The sequence below is a fragment of the Serratia sp. root2 genome (genome assembly GCF_031931805.1).
GTDB lineage: Bacteria > Pseudomonadota > Gammaproteobacteria > Enterobacterales > Enterobacteriaceae > Serratia > Serratia inhibens.
This window is the reverse complement of sequence record NZ_JAUJXB010000001.1, coordinates 1,835,140-1,859,036: the sequence shown is the minus strand read 5'-3', so window position 1 is coordinate 1,859,036 and position 23,897 is coordinate 1,835,140. Positions and strand designations below refer to the sequence as shown.

The 23,897-nt window shown below is 50.4% G+C and carries 26 protein-coding genes, 1 tRNA gene, 1 other RNA gene and 1 pseudogene; 20 read left to right on the top strand and 9 right to left on the bottom strand.

Annotation, left to right across the window (positions count from 1 at the left end):
- Positions 1-46: 46 nt before the first annotated feature.
- Both QZQ97_RS08450 and QZQ97_RS08445 read right to left on the bottom strand, forming a co-directional pair.
- Positions 47-168, bottom strand: a non-coding RNA gene (locus QZQ97_RS08450) — RtT sRNA.
- A 48-nt stretch (positions 169-216) separates the two neighbouring features.
- Positions 217-306 (bottom strand) — tRNA-Ser (locus QZQ97_RS08445).
- A 507-nt stretch (positions 307-813) separates the two neighbouring features.
- On the opposite strand from QZQ97_RS08445, the gene QZQ97_RS08440 reads away from it, so the two are divergent.
- The 6 genes from QZQ97_RS08440 to QZQ97_RS08415 all read left to right on the top strand — a co-directional run bounded on the left by QZQ97_RS08440 (position 814) and on the right by QZQ97_RS08415 (position 7,717).
- Positions 814-2,280, top strand: coding sequence for a peptide MFS transporter (locus tag QZQ97_RS08440; protein WP_006324731.1), 1,467 nt, complete (start codon positions 814-816; stop codon positions 2,278-2,280).
- Positions 2,281-2,409: 129 nt separating this feature from the next.
- On the top strand, positions 2,410-3,351 hold the full coding sequence (gene ghrA, locus QZQ97_RS08435) for a glyoxylate/hydroxypyruvate reductase GhrA (RefSeq protein WP_311993083.1): 942 nt from the start codon (positions 2,410-2,412) through the stop codon (positions 3,349-3,351).
- A gap of 81 nt (positions 3,352-3,432) precedes the next feature.
- Positions 3,433-4,170 carry a phosphatase gene (locus QZQ97_RS08430; protein WP_311993082.1) on the top strand — a complete coding sequence of 246 codons (738 nt, stop codon included), beginning with the start codon at positions 3,433-3,435 and terminating at the stop codon, positions 4,168-4,170.
- A 41-nt stretch (positions 4,171-4,211) separates the two neighbouring features.
- Positions 4,212-4,793, top strand: coding sequence for a TorD/DmsD family molecular chaperone (locus tag QZQ97_RS08425; protein ID WP_311993081.1), 582 nt, complete (start codon positions 4,212-4,214; stop codon positions 4,791-4,793).
- 168 nt (positions 4,794-4,961) lie between these two features.
- Entirely contained in the window at positions 4,962-5,615 is a 654-nt protein-coding gene (locus QZQ97_RS08420) for a tellurite resistance TerB family protein (RefSeq protein WP_119803321.1), read from the top strand.
- A gap of 68 nt (positions 5,616-5,683) precedes the next feature.
- Positions 5,684-7,717 (top strand): S9 family peptidase, encoded by a 2,034-nt coding sequence (locus QZQ97_RS08415; RefSeq protein ID WP_311993080.1) that lies wholly within the window; start codon positions 5,684-5,686, stop codon positions 7,715-7,717.
- A gap of 33 nt (positions 7,718-7,750) precedes the next feature.
- Here the strand turns inward: QZQ97_RS08415 and exoX are convergent, their stop codons facing one another.
- Complete coding sequence (gene exoX, locus QZQ97_RS08410; RefSeq protein WP_311993079.1) at positions 7,751-8,419, bottom strand: exodeoxyribonuclease X; 669 nt, start codon at positions 8,417-8,419, stop codon at positions 7,751-7,753.
- Between the two features lie 28 nt (positions 8,420-8,447).
- Complete coding sequence (locus QZQ97_RS08405) at positions 8,448-9,194, bottom strand: carbon-nitrogen hydrolase family protein (RefSeq protein WP_311993078.1); 747 nt, start codon at positions 9,192-9,194, stop codon at positions 8,448-8,450.
- Between the two features lie 375 nt (positions 9,195-9,569).
- Between QZQ97_RS08405 and QZQ97_RS08400 the strand changes: the two genes are divergently transcribed.
- Positions 9,570-9,995 carry a TraR/DksA C4-type zinc finger protein gene (locus QZQ97_RS08400; protein WP_311993077.1) on the top strand — a complete coding sequence of 142 codons (426 nt, stop codon included), beginning with the start codon at positions 9,570-9,572 and terminating at the stop codon, positions 9,993-9,995.
- A 159-nt stretch (positions 9,996-10,154) separates the two neighbouring features.
- A complete protein-coding gene (gene pip / locus QZQ97_RS08395) occupies positions 10,155-11,108 on the top strand; it encodes a prolyl aminopeptidase (RefSeq protein ID WP_311993076.1) in 954 nt (317 codons plus the stop codon).
- A 29-nt stretch (positions 11,109-11,137) separates the two neighbouring features.
- Here pip and QZQ97_RS08390 read toward each other — a convergent pair whose 3' ends face one another.
- Positions 11,138-11,368, bottom strand: a complete 231-nt coding sequence (locus QZQ97_RS08390; RefSeq protein ID WP_004943118.1) for a DNA polymerase III subunit theta — start codon at positions 11,366-11,368, stop codon at positions 11,138-11,140.
- Between the two features lie 374 nt (positions 11,369-11,742).
- Between QZQ97_RS08390 and ftnA the strand changes: the two genes are divergently transcribed.
- The 5 genes from ftnA to QZQ97_RS08365 all read left to right on the top strand — a co-directional run bounded on the left by ftnA (position 11,743) and on the right by QZQ97_RS08365 (position 15,530).
- Positions 11,743-12,261, top strand: a complete 519-nt coding sequence (ftnA, locus tag QZQ97_RS08385; RefSeq protein ID WP_311993075.1) for a non-heme ferritin — start codon at positions 11,743-11,745, stop codon at positions 12,259-12,261.
- Between the two features lie 307 nt (positions 12,262-12,568).
- Entirely contained in the window at positions 12,569-12,952 is a 384-nt protein-coding gene (gene yobA / locus QZQ97_RS08380; RefSeq protein WP_311993074.1) for a CopC domain-containing protein YobA, read from the top strand.
- A gap of 2 nt (positions 12,953-12,954) precedes the next feature.
- Positions 12,955-13,836, top strand: a complete 882-nt coding sequence (gene copD, locus QZQ97_RS08375) for a copper homeostasis membrane protein CopD (protein ID WP_311993073.1) — start codon at positions 12,955-12,957, stop codon at positions 13,834-13,836.
- A 69-nt stretch (positions 13,837-13,905) separates the two neighbouring features.
- Positions 13,906-14,247, top strand: a complete 342-nt coding sequence (locus QZQ97_RS08370; protein WP_311993072.1) for a YebY family protein — start codon at positions 13,906-13,908, stop codon at positions 14,245-14,247.
- 527 nt (positions 14,248-14,774) lie between these two features.
- On the top strand, positions 14,775-15,530 hold the full coding sequence (locus QZQ97_RS08365) for a hypothetical protein (protein ID WP_311993071.1): 756 nt from the start codon (positions 14,775-14,777) through the stop codon (positions 15,528-15,530).
- Positions 15,531-15,593: 63 nt separating this feature from the next.
- On the opposite strand, the pseudogene QZQ97_RS08360 reads toward QZQ97_RS08365, so the two are convergent.
- Positions 15,594-15,851 (bottom strand): annotated as a pseudogene (locus QZQ97_RS08360) (phage baseplate assembly protein V); the annotation flags it as partial.
- Between the two features lie 144 nt (positions 15,852-15,995).
- Between QZQ97_RS08360 and QZQ97_RS08355 the strand changes: the two are divergent.
- Positions 15,996-16,904, top strand: a complete 909-nt coding sequence (locus QZQ97_RS08355) for a hypothetical protein (RefSeq protein WP_311993070.1) — start codon at positions 15,996-15,998, stop codon at positions 16,902-16,904.
- A 59-nt stretch (positions 16,905-16,963) separates the two neighbouring features.
- On the opposite strand, the gene QZQ97_RS08350 is transcribed toward QZQ97_RS08355, so the two are convergent.
- From QZQ97_RS08350 to QZQ97_RS08340, 3 genes are all read right to left on the bottom strand, one after another.
- Positions 16,964-17,410 (bottom strand): phage virion morphogenesis protein, encoded by a 447-nt coding sequence (locus tag QZQ97_RS08350; RefSeq protein WP_311993069.1) that lies wholly within the window; start codon positions 17,408-17,410, stop codon positions 16,964-16,966.
- An 81-nt stretch (positions 17,411-17,491) separates the two neighbouring features.
- A complete protein-coding gene (locus tag QZQ97_RS08345; protein WP_311993068.1) occupies positions 17,492-17,950 on the bottom strand; it encodes a phage regulatory CII family protein in 459 nt (152 codons plus the stop codon).
- Between the two features lie 31 nt (positions 17,951-17,981).
- Positions 17,982-18,374, bottom strand: a complete 393-nt coding sequence (locus tag QZQ97_RS08340; protein ID WP_311993067.1) for a hypothetical protein — start codon at positions 18,372-18,374, stop codon at positions 17,982-17,984.
- 115 nt (positions 18,375-18,489) lie between these two features.
- On the opposite strand from QZQ97_RS08340, the gene QZQ97_RS08335 reads away from it, so the two are divergent.
- The 6 genes from QZQ97_RS08335 to QZQ97_RS08310 all read left to right on the top strand — a co-directional run bounded on the left by QZQ97_RS08335 (position 18,490) and on the right by QZQ97_RS08310 (position 23,801).
- Positions 18,490-19,335: a phage repressor protein CI gene (locus QZQ97_RS08335; RefSeq protein ID WP_311993066.1), complete on the top strand. Its 846-nt coding sequence runs from the start codon at positions 18,490-18,492 to the stop codon at positions 19,333-19,335.
- A gap of 51 nt (positions 19,336-19,386) precedes the next feature.
- Complete coding sequence (locus tag QZQ97_RS08330) at positions 19,387-19,953, top strand: hypothetical protein (RefSeq protein WP_311993065.1); 567 nt, start codon at positions 19,387-19,389, stop codon at positions 19,951-19,953.
- Positions 19,950-20,954, top strand: coding sequence for a DUF262 domain-containing protein (locus tag QZQ97_RS08325; protein WP_311993064.1), 1,005 nt, complete (start codon positions 19,950-19,952; stop codon positions 20,952-20,954). Before QZQ97_RS08330 ends, QZQ97_RS08325 begins: the two co-directional genes overlap by 4 nt.
- 94 nt (positions 20,955-21,048) lie before the next feature.
- On the top strand, positions 21,049-21,861 hold the full coding sequence (locus QZQ97_RS08320; protein ID WP_311993063.1) for a GIY-YIG nuclease family protein: 813 nt from the start codon (positions 21,049-21,051) through the stop codon (positions 21,859-21,861).
- Between the two features lie 775 nt (positions 21,862-22,636).
- Positions 22,637-22,990: a hypothetical protein gene (locus QZQ97_RS08315; protein WP_311993062.1), complete on the top strand. Its 354-nt coding sequence runs from the start codon at positions 22,637-22,639 to the stop codon at positions 22,988-22,990.
- 271 nt (positions 22,991-23,261) lie between these two features.
- A complete protein-coding gene (locus QZQ97_RS08310; RefSeq protein ID WP_311993061.1) occupies positions 23,262-23,801 on the top strand; it encodes a cysteine hydrolase family protein in 540 nt (179 codons plus the stop codon).
- Positions 23,802-23,897: the final 96 nt, after the last annotated feature.

The following is a 23,897-nucleotide window of genomic DNA, read 5'->3' as shown; positions in this document are numbered from 1 at the left end:
ACAACAAAAAAGCCTGAACTTGCGTTCAGGCTTTCTCTTCAGAATATGGCGGTGAGAGAGGGGTTGATTCGCTACGCTCACCCTGCGGGCCGCCTTTGGCGGTCCAAAACGCAATGCGTTTTGTCAAACCCTGTCGAGGCTTCTCACCCCTCTCGGCGGGGGGATTTATAAAAGCAAAAAAGCCTGGACGCGAATCCAGGCTTTCTCTTCAGAATATGGCGGTGAGAGAGGGGTTCGAACCCTCGATACACTTACGCGTATACACACTTTCCAGGCGTGCTCCTTCAGCCACTCAGACACCTCACCGTTTTGTAGCATCGCTAACGCATTGCGCTGTCGACGGGCGCTAATGTAGGAGAATCTGATCTCAGCGTCAACCCTCTTGTGACATAACAATGACTGTTTAGCTAAAGTTGCAGCAATTTGCTGATTTCCCGAGCGATAAACCGCTGGGCAACGCGTGCCTGAGGGATAATAATGGCGCTAAATTATCTCTCAGGATAATGTTTGAGCGCCTTGGTATACATCAGCTCAATATACCAGCAGCCAAGTCTTATGCTGTGCTGTTATATGCATTAATACTGGATTATTAGTCATATGTATCGCTAAATAGATCGCTGCTGACGCGGAGGATTTGGCAAGGAATATCACACCGCCGCGCAGGTTGCCGGGCCGTACGCCGGCGATAACGCAGACAGGGACTGATCATAAAATAACAGACTCGACGAATTTCAACTGACAGCCAGCGGCGCTGCGGCTTGAAATACGACGTGCATCATGCAGCAGAGGTTCACTTTGACTCCATCGGACTCCATGCCGGCGGCGCATCAGCGCCATGCCATTCCCCCGGGCGCCGGGGCACTGTTTTTTATCCAAATCTTCGCCACGCTGGGTTTTGCCGTGCTGTACTCCACGTTGGTGCTTTACGCCACCAAACGCCTGGGCTTTAGCGAGGGCAGCGCTAACGCCATGATGGGTGTATTCGGCGCCTTCAACTATGGGCTGCATATGTTCGGCGGTTACCTGGGCGGGCGTTTTCTGAGTAACCGGAACCTGTTCGTACTGGGTATGGTGCTGCAGGTAATCGGCTGCGCGCTGATTGCCGTGGCGGGCGTTTGGGGCCTGTACTGGGGGCTGGCGATGTTCCTGACCGGTAGCGGGCTGAACGTCACCTGCATCAATATGATGCTCACCCAGCGCTTCAAGCCGGATGACGATCGGCGCGAGTCGGCGTTTTTGTGGAACTACGCCGGGATGAACCTTGGCTTCTTCGTCGGTTTTACCGTGGCCGGCTATTTCCAGTTGAGCGAAAACTACCGCGCGCTGTTCCTGTTTGCCACGTTGGGCAATGCGGCGGCGATTATCGTTGCCGTCAGCCGCTGGCGCATTCTGGCCGATCTCAACACACCGCTGCATGACGCCAGCCGCGCGCAATACCGCTGGCGTATGCTGGTGGGGCTGGCAGTTCTGGTGGCGCTGGTGCCCATTATCCGGGTGATGCTGACCCATGCGGAATTCAGCGGCCACTTTGTGATTGGCCTCGGCGTACTGATTTTCCTGATGCTGTGCGTGGTCACACTGCGTCACCACCCGCGCACAGAGCGCCGTCGCATGGTGGCCTATCTGATTCTGGCACTGGGCTCATTGGTTTTCTGGGCGTTGTACCAGTTGGCGCCTATGGGGCTGATGCTGTTTTCCGAGCACAATATCAACCTGAACGTCTACGGTATCCAGGTCGCTCCGCAGTGGATCCAGAATATCAACACGCTGGTGATTGTGGTGGGCGGGCCGCTGATGGCCTGGTGGTTTAACCGCTTGCGAGCTCGCGGCTGCAATATCGATATCCCGTTGCAATTCTCCGGCTCGCTGTTCTGCATCGGGCTGGGCATGCTGGTGTTGCCGTTGGGCATCAGCCTGGCAGGCGGCGACGGGCTGGTGGCATTTAAATGGATCGCGATCAGCTACATACTGCAGAGCATTGGCGAACTGATGATTTCCCCTATCGGCTACGCGATGATCGGCAAGTTGGCGCCACCGCGTTATCAAGGGGTCATGATGGGCTGCTGGATGATGGTCACCGGCGTCGCTTCGGTGTTGGCAGGCTATGTCTCCGGCCTGATGCCGGAAAACAGCGGCAGCACTCCGGCGCTGACCAACCCCGGCTACAGCGAAATATTCAGTGCGCTGGGCTGGGGGGCGGCGGGCGTTGGGGTAGTGATGTTGATCCTGATCCCGCTGTTGCGCCGATTGATAAGGCACGACGCCCCCGTCGCTGCCTGAGATCCCCGCAGGATAAAAAACAGCCCCACTGGTCGGGGCTGTTTGCGTTTTTGGCTTTAGCGCTTGCATCTGTCGGCGAATCGCGGAAGTCTGGATGGAAATGCATAAAAAACAGACGGAGCCTGACTGATGAACATCATTTATTACCACCCTTTATTTAACGCCCAGGATTGGCTGACCGGCATCAAACGGCGTCTGCCGCAGGCCAACGTTCGCGAATGGCAACCCGGCGACGATCGCCCGGCGGATTATGCGCTGGCGTGGCGTCCGCCGCAGGAGATGCTGGCTAACCGCCGGCAACTGAAAGGGGTATTTGCTCTGGGGGCGGGCGTAGATGCCATTCTCGAGCAAGAGCGCCAACATCCCGGCACGCTGCCTGCGGGCGTCCCGCTGCTGCGCCTGGAGGACACAGGCATGGCGCAGCAGATGCAGGAATATGCGTTGAGCTACGTGCTGCGTTACTTCCGTCGTTTCGACGAGTATCACTTGCTGCAACAACAGCAAAAATGGCAGCCGCTCGATCCCCATCAACAGGATAATTTCACCATTGGCATCCTCGGTGCAGGCGTTCTGGGGAAAAGCGTGGCGCAAAAGCTGGTGGAGTTCGGTTTTCACGTACGCTGCTGGAGCCGCAGCCCCAAGCAGATCGATGGCGTTGAGAGTTTTGCCGGCGCAGAGCAGCGCACTGCGTTTCTCGAGGGCACTCGGTTGCTGATCAACTTGTTGCCCAACACGCAGGAAACCGCCGGTATCCTCAATCGCCACCTGTTCGCGCATTTGGTGCCGGGAGCTTATCTGATCAACATCGCCCGCGGCGCGCATCTGGTTGAGGACGATCTCTTGCAGGCGCTGGAGCAGGGGCAGATTGCCGCCGCCACGCTGGATGTGTTCGTCAACGAGCCGCTGCCGCAAACCCATCCGTTCTGGCGTCATCCGCGTGTCACCATTACCCCGCATATTGCTGCCATCACCTTGCCGGAACAGGCGATGGACCAGATAGCGGCCAATATCCGCACTCTAGAGGCCGGGCAAACGCCGGCAGGGGTGGTGGATGTGCAACTTGGCTACTGACCTTTCGGTGACTCACCTGCTAAGCTAACAAGAAACCCGGTCTGCCGTCGTCCCTTTGGCAGGCCGCCAGAAGGAGAAATAATGTACCCTGTTGATTTGCATATGCACACCGTTGCCAGCACCCACGCCTACAGCACGCTGCATGATTACATCGTCGAAGCCCATCAAAAGGGCATCAAACTGTTCGCCATCACTGACCACGGCCCGGATATGGCCGATGCGCCGCATTACTGGCACTTTATGAACATGCACGTCTGGCCGCGCCTGGTAGACGGTGTGGGTATTCTGCGCGGCATCGAAGCCAACATCAAAAACCTGCAGGGCGATATCGACTGCACGGGGCCGATGTTGAACGCGATCGACGTGATCATCGCCGGTTTCCACGAACCGGTGTTTGCGCCGCAAGACAAGGCGGCCAATACCGAAGCGATGATTGCCGCGATGGCGCAAGGGGATGTGCACATTATCAGCCACCCCGGCAACCCGAGGTACCCGATCGACATCGCGGCGGTCGCCGCAGCGGCCGCGAAGTATGAAGTAGCGCTGGAGCTGAATAACTCGTCATTCACCCATTCACGCAAGGGCAGCGAGGACAATTGCCGGGCGATTGCCGCCGCAGTGCGTGATGCAGGCGGTTGGTTGGCGCTGGGGTCGGATTCACATATCGCTTTCTCACTCGGCGGCTTCGAGCACTGTGAGCGCATCATCGCTGAAGTGGAATTCCCGCAGGAACGGATCCTCAACGTCAGCCCACGGCGTTTACTGGATTTTCTCGAGCGGCGCGGCAAGCCGGCGATTGCGGAATTGGCCGATTTATGACATCGTCCCGGCAAATTTTCCGTATTGTATAAGGCATTATCATGAATGAGTTTTCCGTTGTTTGCCGCGTGCTGGGTACGCTGTTTTACCGTCAGCCGCAAGATCCGCTGTTGGTGCCGCTGTTTACGCTGATTAAAGAGGGTAAGCTGCAGCAACACTGGCCGCTGGAACAGGACGAACTGCTGGCGCGCTTGCAGCAGGGATGCGATGTGAACCTGCTTTCCGCCGATTTCAACGCGATGTTTGTCGGCAGCGAATGCAGCGTGTCGCCATTCCGTTCCGCTTATGTGGAAGGGGCAACGGAGGCGGAAGTCCGCACTTTCCTGCAGCAACGCGGCATGCCGCTTGGCGAAGCGCCGGCCGATCACTTCGGCTCTCTGCTGCTGGCCGCCTCCTGGCTGGAAGATCAATCGCAGGAAGACGAAGTCCAGGCGCAAATCACCCTGTTTGACGAATACCTGTTGCCTTGGTGCGGCCGTTTCCTCGGTAAAGTGGAAGCGCACGCCACGACCGGTTTTTATCGTACGCTGGCGCTGCTGGCCCGTGAGTCGATTCAGGCGATGCGTGACGAACTGGCTGAGTATGAGCAGGACGAAGAACAGCCGGGCGAAGAAGAAGGCTGAAGCACTAAAAATGGCGGGCCTGCATGGCCCGTCATCGTTTTCTGCGCGCTAAACACAGGTTTTCATCCCCCATACGTAAGTTGACAAAAAATCCCCTAATCTGACGGTTCATCGGCGGTTGGCTTTTCCGTGCCTGTGCGCCTCGTTTCCTCACGCAAAGGGTAGAGCATGAAAAATAACTGGATGCAGCAGATTCAATCGATGATTGGGCAAAAGGCCGGTTCCATCGGTGGGGCGGAAGGCATTGGCAAACTGCTGGCCCCGACCGCATTGGGGGGGCTGGTGGGCGTTTTGCTGGCAAACAAGTCTTCACGCAAGCTGGTGGGCAAGTTCGGCAAAAACGCCTTGATTATCGGCGGCAGCGCGGCCGTTGGCGCGGTGTTGTGGAATAAATACAAGCAACGGGTGAAAGAAACTCATCAGGACGAACCGCAGTACGGTCTGCAGGCCACGCCGGTGGATCTGCGCGCCAAACGGTTGGTGCAGGCGCTGGTGTTTGCCGCCAAGAGCGACGGCCATATCGATGCGGAAGAAAAGCGCGCCATCGACCACAGCCTGGAACAGCTGCAGGTGGGTGAGGAAGCGCAAAAATGGGTACAGGAGGCGATCGACCAGCCGTTAAACCCGGATCTGATCGCCCAGAGCGTGAAAAACGAAGATGAGGCGCTTGAGGTGTATTACCTCAGTTGCATGGTGATCGACGTCGATCACTTTATGGAACGTGGCTATCTCGATGCGTTGGCGCAGTCATTGAAGATCCCTGCGGACGTCAAGCAGGGCATTGAAAACGACGTCAACGAGAAAAAACGCGAGCTGGCGTAGCGCCGCTTGGCAAGCCGGGGGGAATCGTGTCACTCTTGCCTTAATCAAGGTAAGCGGATGATTTAGCAATGATGACACCCCCTAAGGCAGAAAAACGGCCTTATCCTATCACTACCCACGGCGACACGCGCGTGGATGACTACTATTGGCTGCGCGACGACGAGCGCGCAGATCCTCAGGTACTGGACTATCTGCAAGCGGAAAACGCCTTTACCGACGCAATGTTGAAACCGCAGCAGGCGCTGCGTGAAACGCTGTATGAAGAGATGGTGGCGCGTATTCCCCAGCAGGAGCACTCGGTGCCTTATGTCAGGCACGGTTACCGTTATCAGACCCGTTTCGAGCCGGGCAACGAATACGCGATTTATGTTCGTCAGCCGCAGGCAGAAAGTGAACGCTGGGATACGCTGATCGACGGCAATCAGCGCGCTGAAAAACGCGAGTTTTACACTCTCGGCGGGTTGGAAGTCAGCCCCGATAACCAGAAACTGGCGGTAGCGGAGGATTTCCTGTCACGCCGCCAGTATGACATTCGCTTTAAAAATCTGAGCGACGACAGCTGGGCCGACGAAGTGCTGGAAAACACCTCCGGCAGCTTCGAATGGGCGAACGACTCTGCCACCGTTTATTACGTGCGCAAACACGCCAAAACGCTGCTGCCCTATCAGGTGTATCGCCACGTGGTGGGCACAGATCCGCAGCACGATGAACTGATCTACGAAGAGCTGGACGATACCTTCTACGTAGGGCTGGAAAAAACCACCTCCGAACGTTTTATTCTGATCCACCTGAGCAGTACCACTACCTCGGAGATTTTGCTGCTGGATGCCGATCGCGCCGACAGCACGCCGCAGATGTTTGTGCCGCGCCGCAAGGATCATGAATACGGCATAGATCACTACCATCAGCATTTCTATATCCGCTCCAACAAGGACGGCAAGAACTTTGGCCTGTATCAGAGCGAGCAGGCGGATGAAGCTCAGTGGCAGGAGCTTATCGCCCCGCGTATCGAGGTGATGCTGGAGGGCTTCAGCCTGTTCCGTGACTGGCTGGTGGTGGAAGAGCGCAGCGAAGGCCTGACTCAACTGCGCCAGATCCACTGGCAGAGCGGTGAAGTGAAACGCATCGCTTTTGACGATCCGACCTATACCACCTGGCTGGCCTACAATCCGGAACCTGAAACCGAACTGCTGCGCTACGGTTACTCTTCGATGACCACGCCGACCACGCTGTATGAGGTTAATCTCGACAGCGGCGAGCGCGTAATGCTCAAACAGCAGGAAGTGAAAAACTTCACGCCGGAAAATTACCGCAGCGAGCGGGTGTGGGTGAAGGCGCGTGATGGCGTCGAGGTACCGGTTTCGCTGGTTTATCGCCAGGATCGTTTTATTCGCGGCAGCAACCCGTTGATGGTTTACGGCTACGGTTCTTACGGCAGCAGTATGGATCCGGCCTTCAGCGCCAGCCGCTTGAGCTTGCTGGATCGTGGTTTTGTCTTCGTCCTGGCACACATTCGCGGTGGCGGCGAACTGGGGCAGCTGTGGTATGAGGATGGCAAGCTGTTCAAGAAGCAAAATACCTTCAACGATTTTATCGACGTGACCGAAACGCTGATAGCGCAGGGTTATGGCGATGCCAAACGCGTCTTCGCCATGGGCGGCAGCGCCGGCGGCCTGCTGATGGGGGCGGTGATCAATCAGGCGCCGCAGCTGTTTAACGGCATCGTGGCGCAGGTGCCTTTTGTCGATGTGGTCACCACCATGCTGGATGAGTCTATCCCGCTGACCACCGGCGAATACGACGAATGGGGCAACCCGAACGAGCAGGCGTATTACGATTACATCAAACAATACAGCCCGTACGATCAGGTGAAAGCGCAAGATTACCCGCACATGCTGGTGACCACCGGGCTGCACGATTCGCAGGTACAGTACTGGGAACCGGCCAAGTGGGTGGCGAAGCTGCGCGAGCTGAAAACCGACGATCGTCAGTTGCTGCTATATACCGATATGGATTCCGGCCACGGCGGCAAGTCCGGGCGTTTCAAAGCCTATGAGGACATTGCGCTGGAGTACGCCTTTATTTTGGCGCTGGCGGAGTAACCTGCAGGCGGGCGGCGGTTGCTGCCCGCTTTTTCAACCAATCAGATAGTATTTCAGCGTATGCTTCATGTCAGGGCTGAGATCTTCAATGGACTTCAACATCCAACGCAGATAGCCGGGATCTTCCTGTGCAATGCGATCAATTTCCTGCCCGCGATACTTGCCGAACTTGAATTTCTTCAGCAGCACCGGCTGTTCGGTGATTTGCGCCATTTGTTCCGGCGTCCACCCTGAATCCTTGATGATGCGTTGCAGCAGTGCGGCGGTGACATAGCAATCGTACAGCGCCCGGTGCGGGTACAGCGTGGTATCTTGCGGCAATTGCACCTCAAGATTCAGTGCATAGCGCAGATACTGGTTGCCGTATTTGATGTCCGGGTAAAGAGTGCGCGCCAGCTTCATGGTGCATATCCAGGCACCGCGCATTTCCGGCAGCACGCCGCGATCGAAAGCCGCATTGTGCGCCACATAGTAGGGGCTGCCCAGATAGCGGCCGATCGCCACCGCGATGCGCGGTTTACCCTCGACCATCTGTTCGGTGATATGGTGGATAGCCATAGCTTCAATGCCAATCGGCCGATCGGGGCTGACTAAATCGCTCATCGGGTTGGCGATTTGGCCGTCGATCAGGTCGACGGAGGCGACTTCCACCACACCGCCGTCCAGCCCGCAGGTTTCAGTATCAATTACACGCAAAATCATGGTTTCCTCGGGGGTCACTACACAGAGGTTAGCTTAACCGGCAGTAGCGCCCGTGCCAACCGTTGGGGCGGTTTTCCGCAATCAGCAACCCTTGGGTGCTATCCGGTACGCTGGCTACCTGTTGGCCCGTTTCATCCCATATTGCGCTTCTGCCGGCAGGGATCCAGCCGCCGGTAGGGCCGGCATGGTTAGCCATCAAGGTGACAATGCCATGTTGTTGCGCATAACTCGCCAAATTAGAGCTGTCGGTGGGGTAACCTGCGTGAGAAACCAACACGCCGGCGGCGTAGATCTCAGCACCGGCTATTGCGGCATCGGCGGCATGCTCTGGGTGCGCGGTGTCAGCGCAAATCGCCAGGGCGATCCGTCGTTGGTTGACCGTCAACAGTGGGCCACCATTGCCGGGACAAAATATCTCTTTTTCCGCACCGTGCAGATGTTGCTTGGTGTAGGCATTTCGGTTGCCGTCGGGGCTGAACGTGAGTGCGCCTATAAACAATTCAGTGCCATCATTGACCGGAGCACCGACAACAAGCGTCATCTGTTGTTGTTTAGCCGCGGCGGCTAGCGGCTGCAAACGCGGATCGTCAAGCGTAAGGGCTAAACGACCGGCAGCATTGAGCTCGTACCCGGTCAGCGACAGTTCAGGAAAAATCAGCAACTGCACATGTTGTTCAGCGGCCTGACGGATAAATGTCAGATGGTGGTCCAAATTGCGGTCAATATCAGCCGCCACCGCGCTGTACTGAGCGGCGGCGATAGTCAAGTGCGGCATCGGTATGCACTCCGGTAATTTCGGGCAACAAAAAACCCGCCTCGGCGGGTTTAATTACGGTTAGAAGTTCGCTTACTCGCCGGACGTTTGCCCTTTTTTGGCGCGTTTGCCTGCACGTTTTTCTGCAGGGGTTTTCAACGGCTTCTTCTTCGCATTTTTCTTGCTATCCATTCCCTTACTCATGTTGGCCTCTCAGTTACCTATGGGTGGGTGGTTTGCTCTGCCATTAACCCCCTTACTCACGTCGGATGCAAGCATGAAAACATGTGTTTTGGTTAATCGCTTGTTAAGCGTGAGTATTTTGTTTCTTGAGGAAGGCTGCTTAATTTATTTGATATGTTATAATATAACAGTTAAAACTAGCCGGAGAACGCAATGACCGTTATTTCCTTGTTAAACCCACAACAGCTCCTGGCCATGCCGGAGTCTGATTATATGAACCCGGCGCAGCAGGCGTTTTTTCGCCAACGTTTGCTGGAAGAGCAGCAAAAACTGCTGCAACACATCGATGCATTGAAACGGGACATCGACGGCGGTGAGGTATCCGGCGACGAAGCGGATAAAGCCGCGCGTGAAGAGGACCTGCGATTATTGTTCCGCCAGTTGGACCGTGAAAGCCGTTTGTTGCCGAAGGTCGCCGCGGCGCTGACCCGGCTTTACAACGGCGAATATGGCTACTGCCTGGAAACCGGAGAACCTATTGGCCTGGCACGTCTGCTATTGCGGCCAACGGCGGAACTGAGCATTGAAGCGAAAACCGCTCAGGAAATGCGCGAACCGCATTTGCGCAAAAGAGGCTGATCCGCAGATTGGTTGCAGGAGGCAAAGGGTATTTTGCAGTCATTTTAAGCAAACGCACGTTAACTTGTTGGAGAGTGTAGGAGTTTTCGGGTTTTACCGTTGACCTGATGGGCCGCTTCGGCTTTTATGAGGGTACGACCACAGAGAGACGGAAGCGCCATGGAACAATTACGAGGTTTGTACCCGCCGTTAGCAGCGTATGACAGCGGTTGGCTGGACACAGGGGATGGCCACCGGATCTACTGGGAACTGAGCGGCAACCCGAAGGGCAAGCCGGCAGTCTTTATTCATGGCGGGCCGGGTGGCGGTATTTCCTCCTATCACCGCCAACTGTTCGATCCGCAGCGCTATAAGGTACTGCTGTTCGATCAGCGCGGCTGCGGCCGCTCCAAACCGCACGCCAGCCTGGACAACAACACCACCTGGCATCTGGTGCAGGACATTGAACGCCTGCGTGAAATGGCCGGCGTGGATCAATGGCTGGTGTTCGGCGGCTCATGGGGATCGACGCTGGCGCTGGCCTATGCGCAAACCCATCCGCAGCGCGTTAGCGAAATGGTGTTGCGGGGTATTTTCACGCTGCGTAAGCAGGAGCTTAGCTGGTATTACCAGGATGGCGCTTCGCGCTTCTTCCCCGAGAAATGGGAACGCGTGCTGTCGATTCTTTCCGAAGAAGAGCGCAAGGACGTGATTGCGGCCTACCGCCAGCGTTTGACCTCAAAGGACCTGCAAGTGCAGCTTGAAGCGGCGAAGCTGTGGAGCGTGTGGGAAGGGGAGACGGTAACGCTGTTGCCAAGTACCGAGTCCGCCTCCTTTGGTGAGGATGACTTTGCGCTGGCGTTCGCCCGCATCGAAAACCACTACTTTACCCACTTGGGCTTCCTGGACAGCGACGACCAGTTGCTGCGCAACGTTCCGTTGATTCGTCATATCCCGGCGGTGATCATCCATGGCCGTTACGATATGGCTTGCCAGGTGCAAAATGCCTGGGATTTGGCGAAGGTCTGGCCGGAGGCGGATCTGCATATCGTGGAGGGGGCCGGGCACTCCTTCGATGAACCGGGTATCCTGCATCAGTTGATGCTGGCCACCGACAGGTTTGCCGCAAAATGACATAAAACCCGCCATAACGGCGGGTTTTTTTATCTGGATTTCGGCTCGTACGGCAGGCGCGAATACTTGTGTGATTCGACACGATAGAAGGCTACGCGTTCGCGGAAATAATCGCGCAGGTGCGCCGGCTGTTCGCGTTCAACCATTTCCGGGATCACCGGCATGTTATAGCGTTCTTTAAACGCCACGCCGGAAGCCGCGAGATCAACGTTCACTTTGTCCATCTCTTCTTTGGAAAGCTCTGCCAGATTGTAACCCACCGTATTCTCCTTACTGTTACCGCATTGGATCAGCGCAGAAGGTAATGCACCCGGCGGCACTTGGCAAGCCTGAAGCGCAAGGAGAGCGGGGCGGTGGGAATAACGTTGGCCATCAGCGATTATTTATTATGCCGAAGGCAATGCAATCTATTTGTTTTATTAAATAAGAATGATTCGCTTTTTGATTAAATGTACAGATGAAAATAATTATCATAATAATTTAGATGAATAATTTAGTTTTAATATAACTAATTGATTTTTAATTATTTAAAAATAAAGTTGGGTGTAATATAAATCAGGTGTTTTTATTTTGTTCTTGCCAAGGCATAATGCGGAAAAATTAAATCGATACCTGCAAAATAAAAGGGAAAATTATGCTGACGCAAGAAATGACCAAAAAGCTGAATGAGCAACTGAATCTGGAATTTTATTCCGCCAACATGTACCTGCAAATGAGCGCATGGTGCAGCGATAAAGGCTTTGAAGGCGCGGCCGCATTTCTTAAAGAGCATTCTCAGGAAGAGATGCAGCACATGCAACGTCTGTTCGATTACCTGAGTGATACCGGTTCCCTGCCGCTGCTGGGCACCATCGCCGCGCCGCCGGTTGAGTTCGAATCCCTGGCGGACGTGTTCCAACAGACTTACGAACATGAGCAACTGATTACTCGCCAGATCAACGAACTGGCGCACGCGGCAATGACCGCTCATGACTACTCTACCTTCAACTTCCTGCAGTGGTATGTCGCTGAGCAGCACGAAGAAGAGAAACTGTTCAAATCCGTGCTGGATAAACTGGCGTTGGTGGGCAGCAGCGGCAAAGCTCTGTTCTTCATTGATAAAGATCTGAAGAAAATGGGTGCAGCCGGTGAAAACGGCAACGGCCAGGGCTAATAACCCCCGCTGACAAACCGCGTGTCGGGCTTTGCCTGGTTCGCGGTTTTTTTATGCCCTGCATTTAACGTGGTTTAGCAGCGATACGTGCTGCCAGATCGCAGAATGCCAGCGTTCTGCTCGACTTACGGATCGAGTCTCGTTATCATTTAATTCGATACGCTACAGGGAAGGTAGAGAGTTAAAAACAGCGGGTTAGCCGTTATTCCTGTTCTTCTGTTTACCCGTGGCGCAATCATCTGCGGTGGGTTCCGGCCGCCGGCCTTAACCCTTATCACCCTCGATTATTGCTTTAAGGGATATCACTGTGATCGGTAAAATTCGTTCTTCATATCGTCTGCTTTCTACCCTTTTCGTGCTGTTTGTCGGGCTGTCCTCGCAGCAGGCGCTGGCGCATGCCCATTTGAAAGTGCAGACGCCGGCGGAAGATGCCATCGTCAGCCCTGCACCGAAGGTGCTGACGCTCAATTTCTCCGAAGGCATTGAGCCTAACTTCAGCGGCGTGAAAATTACCGGCCCGAACGACGCCAAGGTGAAAACCGGTAAATTGCAGATTGAGGCAAACAACAACACCCAGATCAATTTGCCTATCGAGGACGATCTGGCCGCTGGCAAATATAACGTCAGCTGGCATGTGGTTTCGGTCGACGGTCATAAAACCAAAGGCCAGTACAGCTTCACCGTTAACTAAGCATGAGTCTGGCGGCCCTGTTTGTCCTGTGTCGCTTTGTGCACTTTGCGGCGGTGATGCTGATGTTTGGCACCAGCCTGTTCACCGCCTTATTGTCGCCGCAGCGCCTTTCCCCGTATCTCTCTCGTGACGTGCGTCCTCTGCTGGTCTCCGGCACCTGGCTTGCCGGGCTTTCTGCCGTGGCGCTGCTGGCTATTCAGGCCGGGCAGATGGGAGATGGCTGGGCCGATACCTGGCGACCCGAGGTTTGGTGGGCGGTGCTGGGCACCACCTTCGGCGAGATCTGGCGCTGGCATTTGGGAATGTCGTTGCTGGCGTTGTTAAGCCTGTGGCTGCCGGATCAGCGCCGCGCACAGGTTTTGGCGCTGCTTTCCACGTTGTTGTTGGTCAGCATGGCGTTTATCGGCCATGCGGCGATGCATGGGGGCGCACTCGGCGCACTGCACCGTTTTAACCATGCGCTGCACCTGTTGGCCGCCGGTTATTGGTTTGGCAGCCTGCTGCCGCTGTTGATTTGCCTGCGTTACCTCGCTCAACCGCAGTGGCGCAGCGACGCGGTGAGCACCTTGATACGTTTCTCGCGCTGGGGACACCTGGCGGTGGCGTTGGTGATATTGACCGGCGTCATTAACAGTTTGATTATTCTCGGCAACTGGCCGTTGGATGTGGCTTCGCCATACCAGCGTCTGTTGTTGTTCAAAACCGCGTTGGTGGCGCTGATGGTCATGGTGGCGCTGGCCAACCGTTACGCCATCGTACCGGCGATGAGCAGCGTGCCCAGGCTGGCACAGCGCGGGCTGGTGCTGGCCTGCTGGATTGAGGTTGTGCTGGGCGCGGGCGTGCTGCTATTGGTCAGTTTATTTGCAACCTATGCGCCGGTATAACATTGCGGCTTGCCGGATGCCCCTAAACTGCGGGAAAATTGAATCAAATAGCAACCTTAAGGCCATAACATGAAATCGGTATTACTTGGCATTACGCTGCTGGCCACCGCGACCGGCGCACTGGCGGCAGACCAACTGGTTAACATCACCAAGCTGGAATACGGTAAGCAATGGGCGTTCACCAAAGAAGAAGTGACGCTGCAATGCCGCAGCGGCGGCGCGTTGTTTGTGCTTAACAACAGCACGCTGATGCAATACCCGCTCAACGCCGCCGCAGAAGCGCAGGTGAAAGCGGGGCAGCAGCGCGCCCAGCCGCTGGATGTGATCCTGCTGGATGACGCAGCCAATCCCGGCAAAAAAATGAGTACGGCGCCATACCTGGAGCGCGCCGAAAAGCTGTGCGCCAACTAATGGCTTGCCCCACAATGGCTTAGCCGGAGGTTAATCGGCACTGACAAATTGCGCGGGATTAATTTCAAAACGTAACTGTCACCGCCCGTGTGTGAGGCTGGCAAAACTAGCGCGGTAAGCTACTCTTAAAGTGCATGGCTGAACAAGCCCTGCACAAAATGCCAACTTTTAGCGCACGGCTCTCTCCCAAGAGCCATTTCCCTAGACCGAATATAGGAATCGTATTCGGTCTTTTTTTGTTTATCGTTTTAAAACAGTAGGTTACAAGTAAAACAATCACTTATCACACCTCTTGTTATACCGTATTACACCCTTTTTCTTCCTCTGTCGCCACTTTGCCGCCACTGATAGGGAACTCCAAGATCCAAGGAATGGGGCAGTACATTTTGATTCATTCTTTCAAGTTGATTTAAATCTCAACTCGTAACTTGGAGTTATTGATTGCACGGATTAGATACCAGTTGAATTTATATCAAAATTTTCATATTGTACTATCTGTTTGATATTTTTGTTAATTGGGATGCACCATGATTAATAGTGATTTTAAACAGCTTGACTTGATCACTGCAAGCTATTTTGATAAGGCAACTGTTCTTTTTAATTCCATTGCATTTTTTCATTATTCAATACACACCTGTTCAACTTATGAAGTTCATGCACAAAGTTTAGCATTATCTAACCTCAAAAAATCATTGAGTAAATCCCTTGAGCAAAAAAATTCAGGGGAGTTAGAAGCGGAAGTTTTGATGAGGTATATGCCATCGCTATGTTTTTTCTCTTTAGTCTCCGCATTTGAAGATTACATGATTGAGATATCGATGTTTATATTAAAAAAATACCCGCAAAAGATTGCTAAAGAGACCGTTGATTTTAAATTGGTTATAGAGTTGACAAAAGAAGAGATATTAGAGATTAAGTCTAAGGAGTATTTAAATGGAATTATGTACAAAAAGCCTAAAGAGTATATGAACTCTATATGCGACCTTCTAGGGGTGGATAGTGGAACAATTAAAGAAGAATTCTACAAGTATATAGAAATTAAAGCGAGGCGTGATTTGGGAATACACAATCAGTGGATGAAAAACGATATATACATAAGGAAATTAGGTGAGGTTGGAATGCCTGATAATTCAGATATCTATATGGCGCCAAATTTAGAATATTTTAATATGGCATGCCGTGTTTGTGGGGACTTAGTTAGAAATATTAGCAATGGAATTTCAACCAAGGTATTAAAATGCAAGCCTATTATGCCGCTAAAAAAACAATCTCCTAGTGCGTGAAGTATTTCACAAAATATTGATGCGTACATATATCATCTTGTTGATTAAAATAATGCTATTAGCGTCCGAAAAAATTGCAGGCAGGGCAAAAGCTGTTGTCAGCTCACCGGCCATGCTCAAGATCAGCACCTGCTCCCCGATGGACGGCGCCCACCATGTGCGTGCGCGGCCTGCGCGCATGGTCAGCCATTTGATCGGCGCGGTTTCAAGCCCACCTGTTTGCACACGGCATAGGCCGTTCTCTGTATCGACCTCGGAAATGGTTCCGATTCGGATCAGATTGGTCAGCAGGCGCAGTAGTTCAGAAAGTTGTGTATTCATTGGCACAGCCTGCCATGCGAGTTGCGATGGCCGCATGTTGGCGCTATTGTTTGGTTGCTGGCACAATGCAGCGTGAAAATTAATTAAATGAATCTACGTTTCGCCACTTAAAAACCAGTAAGGTAATATTTATAAAGGGTGTTTATGATGAATATATCTCAGGATGGCTTTGAAACAGATGAGAAAAATATAATAAAGAAAATATTCATCACCATTAATATCGATGGTGTCGCTAGACGAATTATGAGGTTCGAGTTAAGAAAAGGAGATGACGTCGCTCTTCTTTTAAAACATGCTAGCCATTTTCGTGATCTAGGCGAATCTAATCCCGCTGATTGTGAAATAAAACAGCAGCGTTATTCATTTCATCGGAGTATGGAAAGTCAAGAGCAAATAAATTTTATTAAGCATACTTTTGAAAAAAACAATGGCGAAGTAATAAATACTCATGTGGTGACGCCAGTTATTAAAGATAAATCAGGGTTTGTACAAGTCTATAGCCACAGAGTCCCTAATCTTACCCCCGAAAGATACGATATGAAAAAACTATCAAAAGGGAGCGTTGAAGAAAACTTGGGTGAGTGGGATGTTAAAAGCTCATCTCTTTTTTTATCTGTGTATGTTGGCTCTGCCTCTTTAGACGTTCCTAAAATCAACTATTCATCCAATGTTCGCAGTTTTGTTATTAGTGATTTTCGTTTCCTGATAATTTGGTCATATCTCTTGGGGCCTGCACATAACTCAGGCACTTTGCAGCACCGTATGACAATGCAGTTGGATGATGATTCGATTATAGGTCAAGAGCCCGGCATTGGAGTTGAAAAAGCCGTCAAACAAGCGAATGAGAGCTTTTGGCTCCTCGCAAACGAGTTTGCTGCGATAATTCATAAAGAATTAGATGTTCCCTACGAAAAATCATTGGAAATGTTTGAGTTGACTGGATTCATTAAGGATGCCAGACGCTTTAGCCGAGAAAGAAATGAATTAATGCAAAGGATGCATGATGCCGGAACATTCGAAAGGTATCTTTCAATATTCAAATCGATACTTTGAATATATTTCGGATTTAAAGGTTTCCGTGTTGTCGCGCTCGAAATTTATCATGTGAACAGTTATTTACTTAAGTGGTCGATTAGGATGTCGCCGACGGCGGTGATGGCTGGATCATTCAGTCCAAATAATTGGCGGGCGTCGTATTTCACGGTTGGACCGCGCTTACTTACTTTGTCACGCAGGCCGTAATGGTGCACGCGCGCAATGCGCATAACGCTGCCGGCAAAGTAAACGGCGGCTTCGTCTGCCGTGGTTGCTGTTTTCATAAAGCGAGTGGTCTGCAGCTTGCTGAACATTTTCCGGCGTATCCGCCCCTTTTTGTTTCGGCCTTGCGGCTTTCGCTCGGCATACGGGGCTCCGTCCGGGTTGCGCTGCTGGCTGATTTGCAGTCTCTGGCGGCGGCGCAATTCATTAGCCCACTGGCGAGTTAGCTTTTTCCTCGCTGCTGGGCTTAGCTGTGAGGTGAGGGCGACCAGCCAGTCTTCAATCTGAATAAAGTCACTCATTAGGCGCCCACTGATCGGCGTAAGGTGGTTCCGGCTCAGGGACGGTTTCTACAACCATTTGGCCGCCTGCTTCTTTCACGATCACGCGTTCAGGTTGGTATGGATGCGGGACTGAATGGCGAGGCCTGCCAGCGTCATGTAACGAATGCCGGCATTAACGCTTTCGCGTATCGCACCGCGGTGCGCGGCGGTCATGGCGCCATCTGCAACTGCTTCGGCAGCGACCTTGCCGATTTCTGAGGTGGCATTCAGCACATACGCCGCGACTTTGCCGCTGGATAGCTCATTGATCGGTACGCACGGCTGGCAGTGCAGCTGCGCCAGCATCCCATCGATCAGCGTCGGGTCTTCGGTGAGGTCGGTCAGCGTCAGCAATTCCTCAACCGTCAGGCGGTGCGGCTGGTCTGGATTCAACTTGTTGCGCAGCACTTGAGCGGACATGCCAGCATCAGCGCTCAACTGCTTGATGTTGTGCTTTGTCGCGAATCGGCGGCAGGCTTCTTCGTAGTGCGCCTGTTTAGAGACTTGATAATCAAACATGGTTTAGCCCTTCAAAATTCGAATAATCGAATTAACCGCGGATGTAGCGGCATTTGATCGCAACCTGGCGGTTTTTCTCGCGCCACGCTTCGAGGTTGATCAGGGCGTTACCGTGCTTGGTCATCGTGACCTCTTCGATCTCGCCGGTCTTCTGGTTCTTTCGGTTCTGCTTCACGGTGGTGGTAGGGGTTGGCGCCAGTAGCACAACGCCGTTGGCGATCCATTTCTCCAGCACGGATGCGCTGATACCGTTAACGGCAATGAAGTCCTCTTTGGACATTGTCGGGGAGGTGTGCATAGCAACTGCGCGCTGCACTGCTTCCAGAATGGCGCCGCTCAGACCAGGCAGCAACATGTTTGCAATCTGCGCAGGTGAAAAAGGCGCGGCGGGGGCGACCTGGGGGTTTGCAATATCATGAGACATAAAGCAATATCTCCGGTTAGTGGTTTGTGTTCTACGGTGTTACATGTGGTGTGCATTCATCGTAGATCCGTTTTTTGTATCTGTAAATACGAAAATCGAATTTAAGGTTGTATTGATGCGTATAGAAAACGCTGTGGCGTCAGAGGTTTTAGAAAGAATCCTTTCTTCTTATGGGTTTACCATGCAGAAGGAGCTTGCTGAAAAACTGGAAATTTCCAGCAGTAACGTGGGTGGATGGCTATTGCGGGGGCAGGTCCCTGGCACGGTTATAGTGCGCTGTGCTCTGGATACTGGCGCCGATGTTACTTGGCTAGTAACCGGGAAATTTGCAAATTCGAATATCGAAATTGGCAAATCCACACTTCGTGGCAAAGCCTTATATGAAAGAATCCAAGCCGCAGGTGGCAAACCTGTGCTGCGAAGAATGCTAGATGCATATGGGTTCCGAACTCAAAAGGAACTTGGAGATTTTTTGGATATTTCCACTGCAACTATCAGTACTTGGGTGCGGCGTGAATATTTCCCGGGGGATGCTGTTGTTGCTTGTGCCCTAGATACTGGAGTTTCATTACTCTGGCTTGCTACAGGGCAAGGTAATCCGGGTAACCTCAATTTAACGCCAAAAGAGATAACTTCCGTGACTTTGCCTCGTTGGTCGATTTCCACTGGTGACCTTATTAAAGTTGGTTCATGGGTATGTGATCCTAGTCTTGTCTCCGAGCCTTCTGAATGTGTAGGGATCGTTGATAAAAACGAAACCTCTTGGATTGTAGATTTTTCCAACTATAATTTAGGAAATGGAAAATATTTATTAAATGTTGATGGAGTATATGATGTTTATGTCACATCCAGGATTCCTGGGAATAAAATAAAAGTTTCCATTGAAGTTATTGAATTTGAATGCGATGCGGGGGCTATAATATGCTCTGGGAAAGTATTAAAAACAATAGCATCTGAATAACGATGAAATTATTTCACTATTCATGAAATACCGTGAAGTTAAGGGGATAAGGTGAGTGAATATCTTAATGGTTTCAAAGCTTTCCTAGGTACTAATAGTGCCACCGATACATTTAGGCGCTATATATTACATCCTGATTGTCAAATAATAGATTCGGGTAAAAGCTATAATTTAAAAAATAAAATATGTGATAAGTTCCAGATTGGTTTTGATAATGTCTTTATCGTAGGATCATGCAAACTTGGATTTAGTATCAAACCGGCGAGAAGGTTTGAGTTTTTTAACGACGAATCCGATATTGATGTTGCCATAGTATCACCTATTCTTTTTGAAAAGATATGGAAGTCGGCAATGGAATATAAATATAGCAGAGCTGATTGGCCTACAAAAAATAATTTTTTCAAATATCTCTCAGCAGGTTGGATTAGACCTGATAAATTCCCACCTAGTGTTAATTTTGCTTTCTCTAGTGACTGGTGGGAGTTTTTTACTGCAATGACAAATTCAGGAGAATATGGTGATTATAAAATCGCAGCTGGTATATATTACAGTTCATTTTTCTTGGAAAAATATCAAATAGCCTGTCTAGAACAATGCGCATCGGAGTTAGCACAATGAACACTTCAGCATCTAATCGACGTTTGAGAGTTATCCTAACTGCAGTAGGCTCAGGTACTCTTATCCCTCAACCTGATTTTCAGCGGCGTTTAGTTTGGACCAATAAAGATAAAGTTGAGTTTATAAAAACAGTTGTAGATGGTTACCCATTCCCGGAAATTTATATTGCCGCAGGGAAAGTGGACCCGAAAACAGGGGAGGGATCGGAAGTTTTGGTTGATGGACAACAAAGAGTTACAACACTTTATCAATATTTTAAAGGTGATCCAGATCTACGTTTACCTAAGGATCTTCCACAATATTCTGATCTCCATGTGCAAAGACAAATTGATTTTCTAGAATATAGCGTGGTAGTTCGAGACTTGGGAGCAATGTCTATAGATGTTATAAGGGACGTTTTCAAAAAAATAAACTCTACGAGCTATGGCCTTAACGCGATGGAAATAGACAATGCTCGTTATGGTGGCGAGTTCAAAAAATTTGGTGAAGAAGTATCTGAAATTGATTTTTTTGATAACTATAAAATATTTACCTCATCTGATATTAAGAGAATGAATGATGTTAGATACTGTCTTGGTTTAGTTGTAACTATAATGACAACTTATTTCAATCGGGATAAAGAGTTAGAAGTTTTTTTGGAGAAGTTTAATGAAGAATTTCCTAATCGTGATACGTTGTTAAGTAATATAAATGTCACCTTAAAATTTATTGATTCACTTAATTTTAATCCAAATAGCCGTGCGATGAAGAAAGCAGATTTTTATACTTTATTTGTTGAGGTTTATAAATCTTTAATCTTAAAAGGTGTTAAGTTAAGTGCATCTAATGTTCGTAAGTATTTGGATGAATTTTATATGAAGGTCGATGATGTATCTGCGGGACGATATAGTTCGAGCAACGCTGAACCAGAAATTTATTATAAGGCAGCATTGCAAGCTAGCAATGATAGAGGTAATCGAATTAATAGAGGGAAGATAATTTCCGGAATTATAAATATGTGACATTATGCAAAGCGGTGGTTTAACCACCGTTTTGCAGGTTATGTATTAATTTATAGCTATGTCATCAGTGGTGTTGTGAATATGGAGAGCAATTTTGACTGATTTTTCTGGCTATGTATATATGCTTAAAAATAATTCGTTTCAGAGGAATATTTTCAAAATTGGGTTTACAAAGAATTACCCCTTAGAAAGGGCAACACAAATTTTTAATGGTGCGACCGGTGTACCAGAACCTTTCGATGTCGTCTTTGCATGTGAAGTGATTGACTACAAAAGGGCGGAGAAAATTATACACTTCAATTTGAGGGCGTATAGGATAAGTACTAGAAGGGAGTTTTTCTGCATTCCATTAGAGGTTGGTAAGGATATCATCCTAGAAGTTTGTAATGAGATTAACGTTGAGCATGGTGTGTCAATTAATAATCCTTTAAACATCCCAGAAATACTTGATAATGCGGAGTTACAAAACACGAAACCTTCCCATTGGGTTCATATTAAAGATATCTATGCACAGAATAAATTCTGTTCAACTCTAACCAATGATCAAGAAAGAAGAGTTTCTATAGCTTATAGAATATTAGGGAATATATTTCCTGACTCTTTATCTGCATGGGTAGATGATTTTAGAAAAGATAGGACACCCGAGAGAGAAATAAAAATCTTGGAGGGGATCGCCAAGGCGTTCTCAAAAGTAGATAGCCGGTTCTCTCTTTCAACAGATTCAGCTAAAGAGGTTTACACCTTGCTACTAATGAGATCTGGCTCGAAGAAGTCAGATGTCATTAGAAATTATCAGCCTAAATTATTCTCATCAAGGCAAGTATCCGAGATACTAGATTGTTATGAATTAAAACCAATGCCAATAGTTGTTAGTCGAATAAGACAGATGAGCCATGAGCCGAATTGAAACTTTCAGCATGATTAGTAAAAAATCTAAAATAATGTATGTAAATTGATTGATTTTCCAAATGATGATGGCGACAAAGTTATGTAGCCACTATGTCGCCACTATATCCTGGGTATATGCCTAGTTCATTGAAATCATTGTATTTTTATTCTCTTGGATCGTATTCGGTCTTTTTTTGTTTGCTTTTTAAAACAGTAGCTTACATCTAAGGCAATCACTTATCACACCTGCCTGTTATATCGAGTTTCACCCTTTTTCTTTCTCTGTCGCCATGTTGGTTCAGATCGTTCAATGGCTTGTAGACTCACTCCAGCAGACAAGAACTTAGATGGTCGGCAGCTAATGCCAGGCTGCGGAAAAGTGTGGCCAAAATCTAACCCGCGGCCAGGGGGGACGATAAAGCTGTCAGAGGGTGTTGGGTAACCAATTATGTTTATCTTGATTTTCTATTTCACTCATTGACCTGTTTCTGATGATACATAGATATTAATTGCCATGCGATTTATATGGTTAAAAGTGTTTTATCACCATGGATATAATTAATAAGATAACTGTATTTTTATTTAATATTTTATGGGGATTTTTTTCTGCTTGTGATTAATAGCCTGGTGTGTTTATTATTTACTTCGACCTTATGAAACTATCAATATTTATGTTTTTGTGGATTAAGCCCTGCCAACAAGGGCACACCGTCAGTCATGCGATATCCCGTCAATAAGTTGATAGAGTCCATTTGCTGTATATGGATACAGTAACTATGGACAAAGAGACTAAAATGACAAAGCTGATTATTGATAAGAATAACTGTGTGACGCTAACCCCGGAGCAGGCAAAAGCGTTAACCCAGGTAGTGGTAGGGGGGGAGTTCCAAGGTGCGGTCCTTTTAAACAAGTACCTCGGCCGTTTGCCGTTGCCAATTAAGCCGGTAACGGTGTACGACGAAGTGTTGCATTCAGCTGCCGCCTACTACTTGGCTGTCTCGTTGGAGGGGCGTTGCTTCTCTGGCGTGGGCGTGCCGGTTGTCGCTCAAGACGGTGCCAGTTGGGCATTTAATTACTCGTTTGATATGCAGGAAAGTTATTGTGAACAAATAACGACTCAAAACATTACGGTCGCCTCTCAAAGCTAAGTACTCAAAAAAGCCCTGGCAAATTTGCCAGGGCTTTTTCGTTGCAATGGGTAATATCTATCCTCTAAACCTCATTGACTCCTCTGCCGACCTTAAGCATCATCGAGTGATGAAATATACCCAGCTCACCGCCACCACCACCACGACAACCGCCTTTTTCTGGCGGGCCGCAAGGGTGTGCGTGAGCTAAAAACGCAGTTCCCCAAAGCCCCGCCAGCCATGGCCGGGGTGTCTTTATGCTCCGTCCTGGCCGGTAAAGATGGAGATCCACATGCAACAACATCATCACCGTACCGCACTTTTGATTATTGATATGCAGCTAGGCATGTACGATGGCCCGGAGCCGCCTTATGAAGGCGAACGCGTTCTGGCCAATATCAACGCGCTGATTGGTAGGGCGCGCGATGCGGGCTGCCCCATATTCTTTGTGCGCCATGCCGGGCCAGAAGGGTCACCGATCGCAGCCGGCAGTCATTTTTGGCAATTGCATCCTCGCCTGGCAATCGATACGGCAGTGGACAGGGTTATAGATAAAAACCGGCCCAGCTGTTTCTATCAAACGGGGCTGGCCGGGCAACTCAAAGAAAGTGGTATCACCCGGTTGGCGATAACGGGAATGAAGACGCAATATTGCGTGGATACCGCCTGTCGGCAGGCGAGCGAGCTGGGGTTTCAGGTGCTGCTGGTCGCTGATGCGCACTCCTGCAGCGATACGCCGGCGCTGAACGCCGAGGCGATAATCAGGCACCATAATCTGACTCTGTCAGGTCCTTTTGCCCAGTTGATACAAACTGCGGACGTGCAGTTCTGAAAAAACGGCGGGCCGGCTATCCCGGCTCGCCGATAAATTCGGAGCATGCCGCTGGCCTCAGCGGCAATGGCTTTGTTACTATCCCTCCCACCCAAA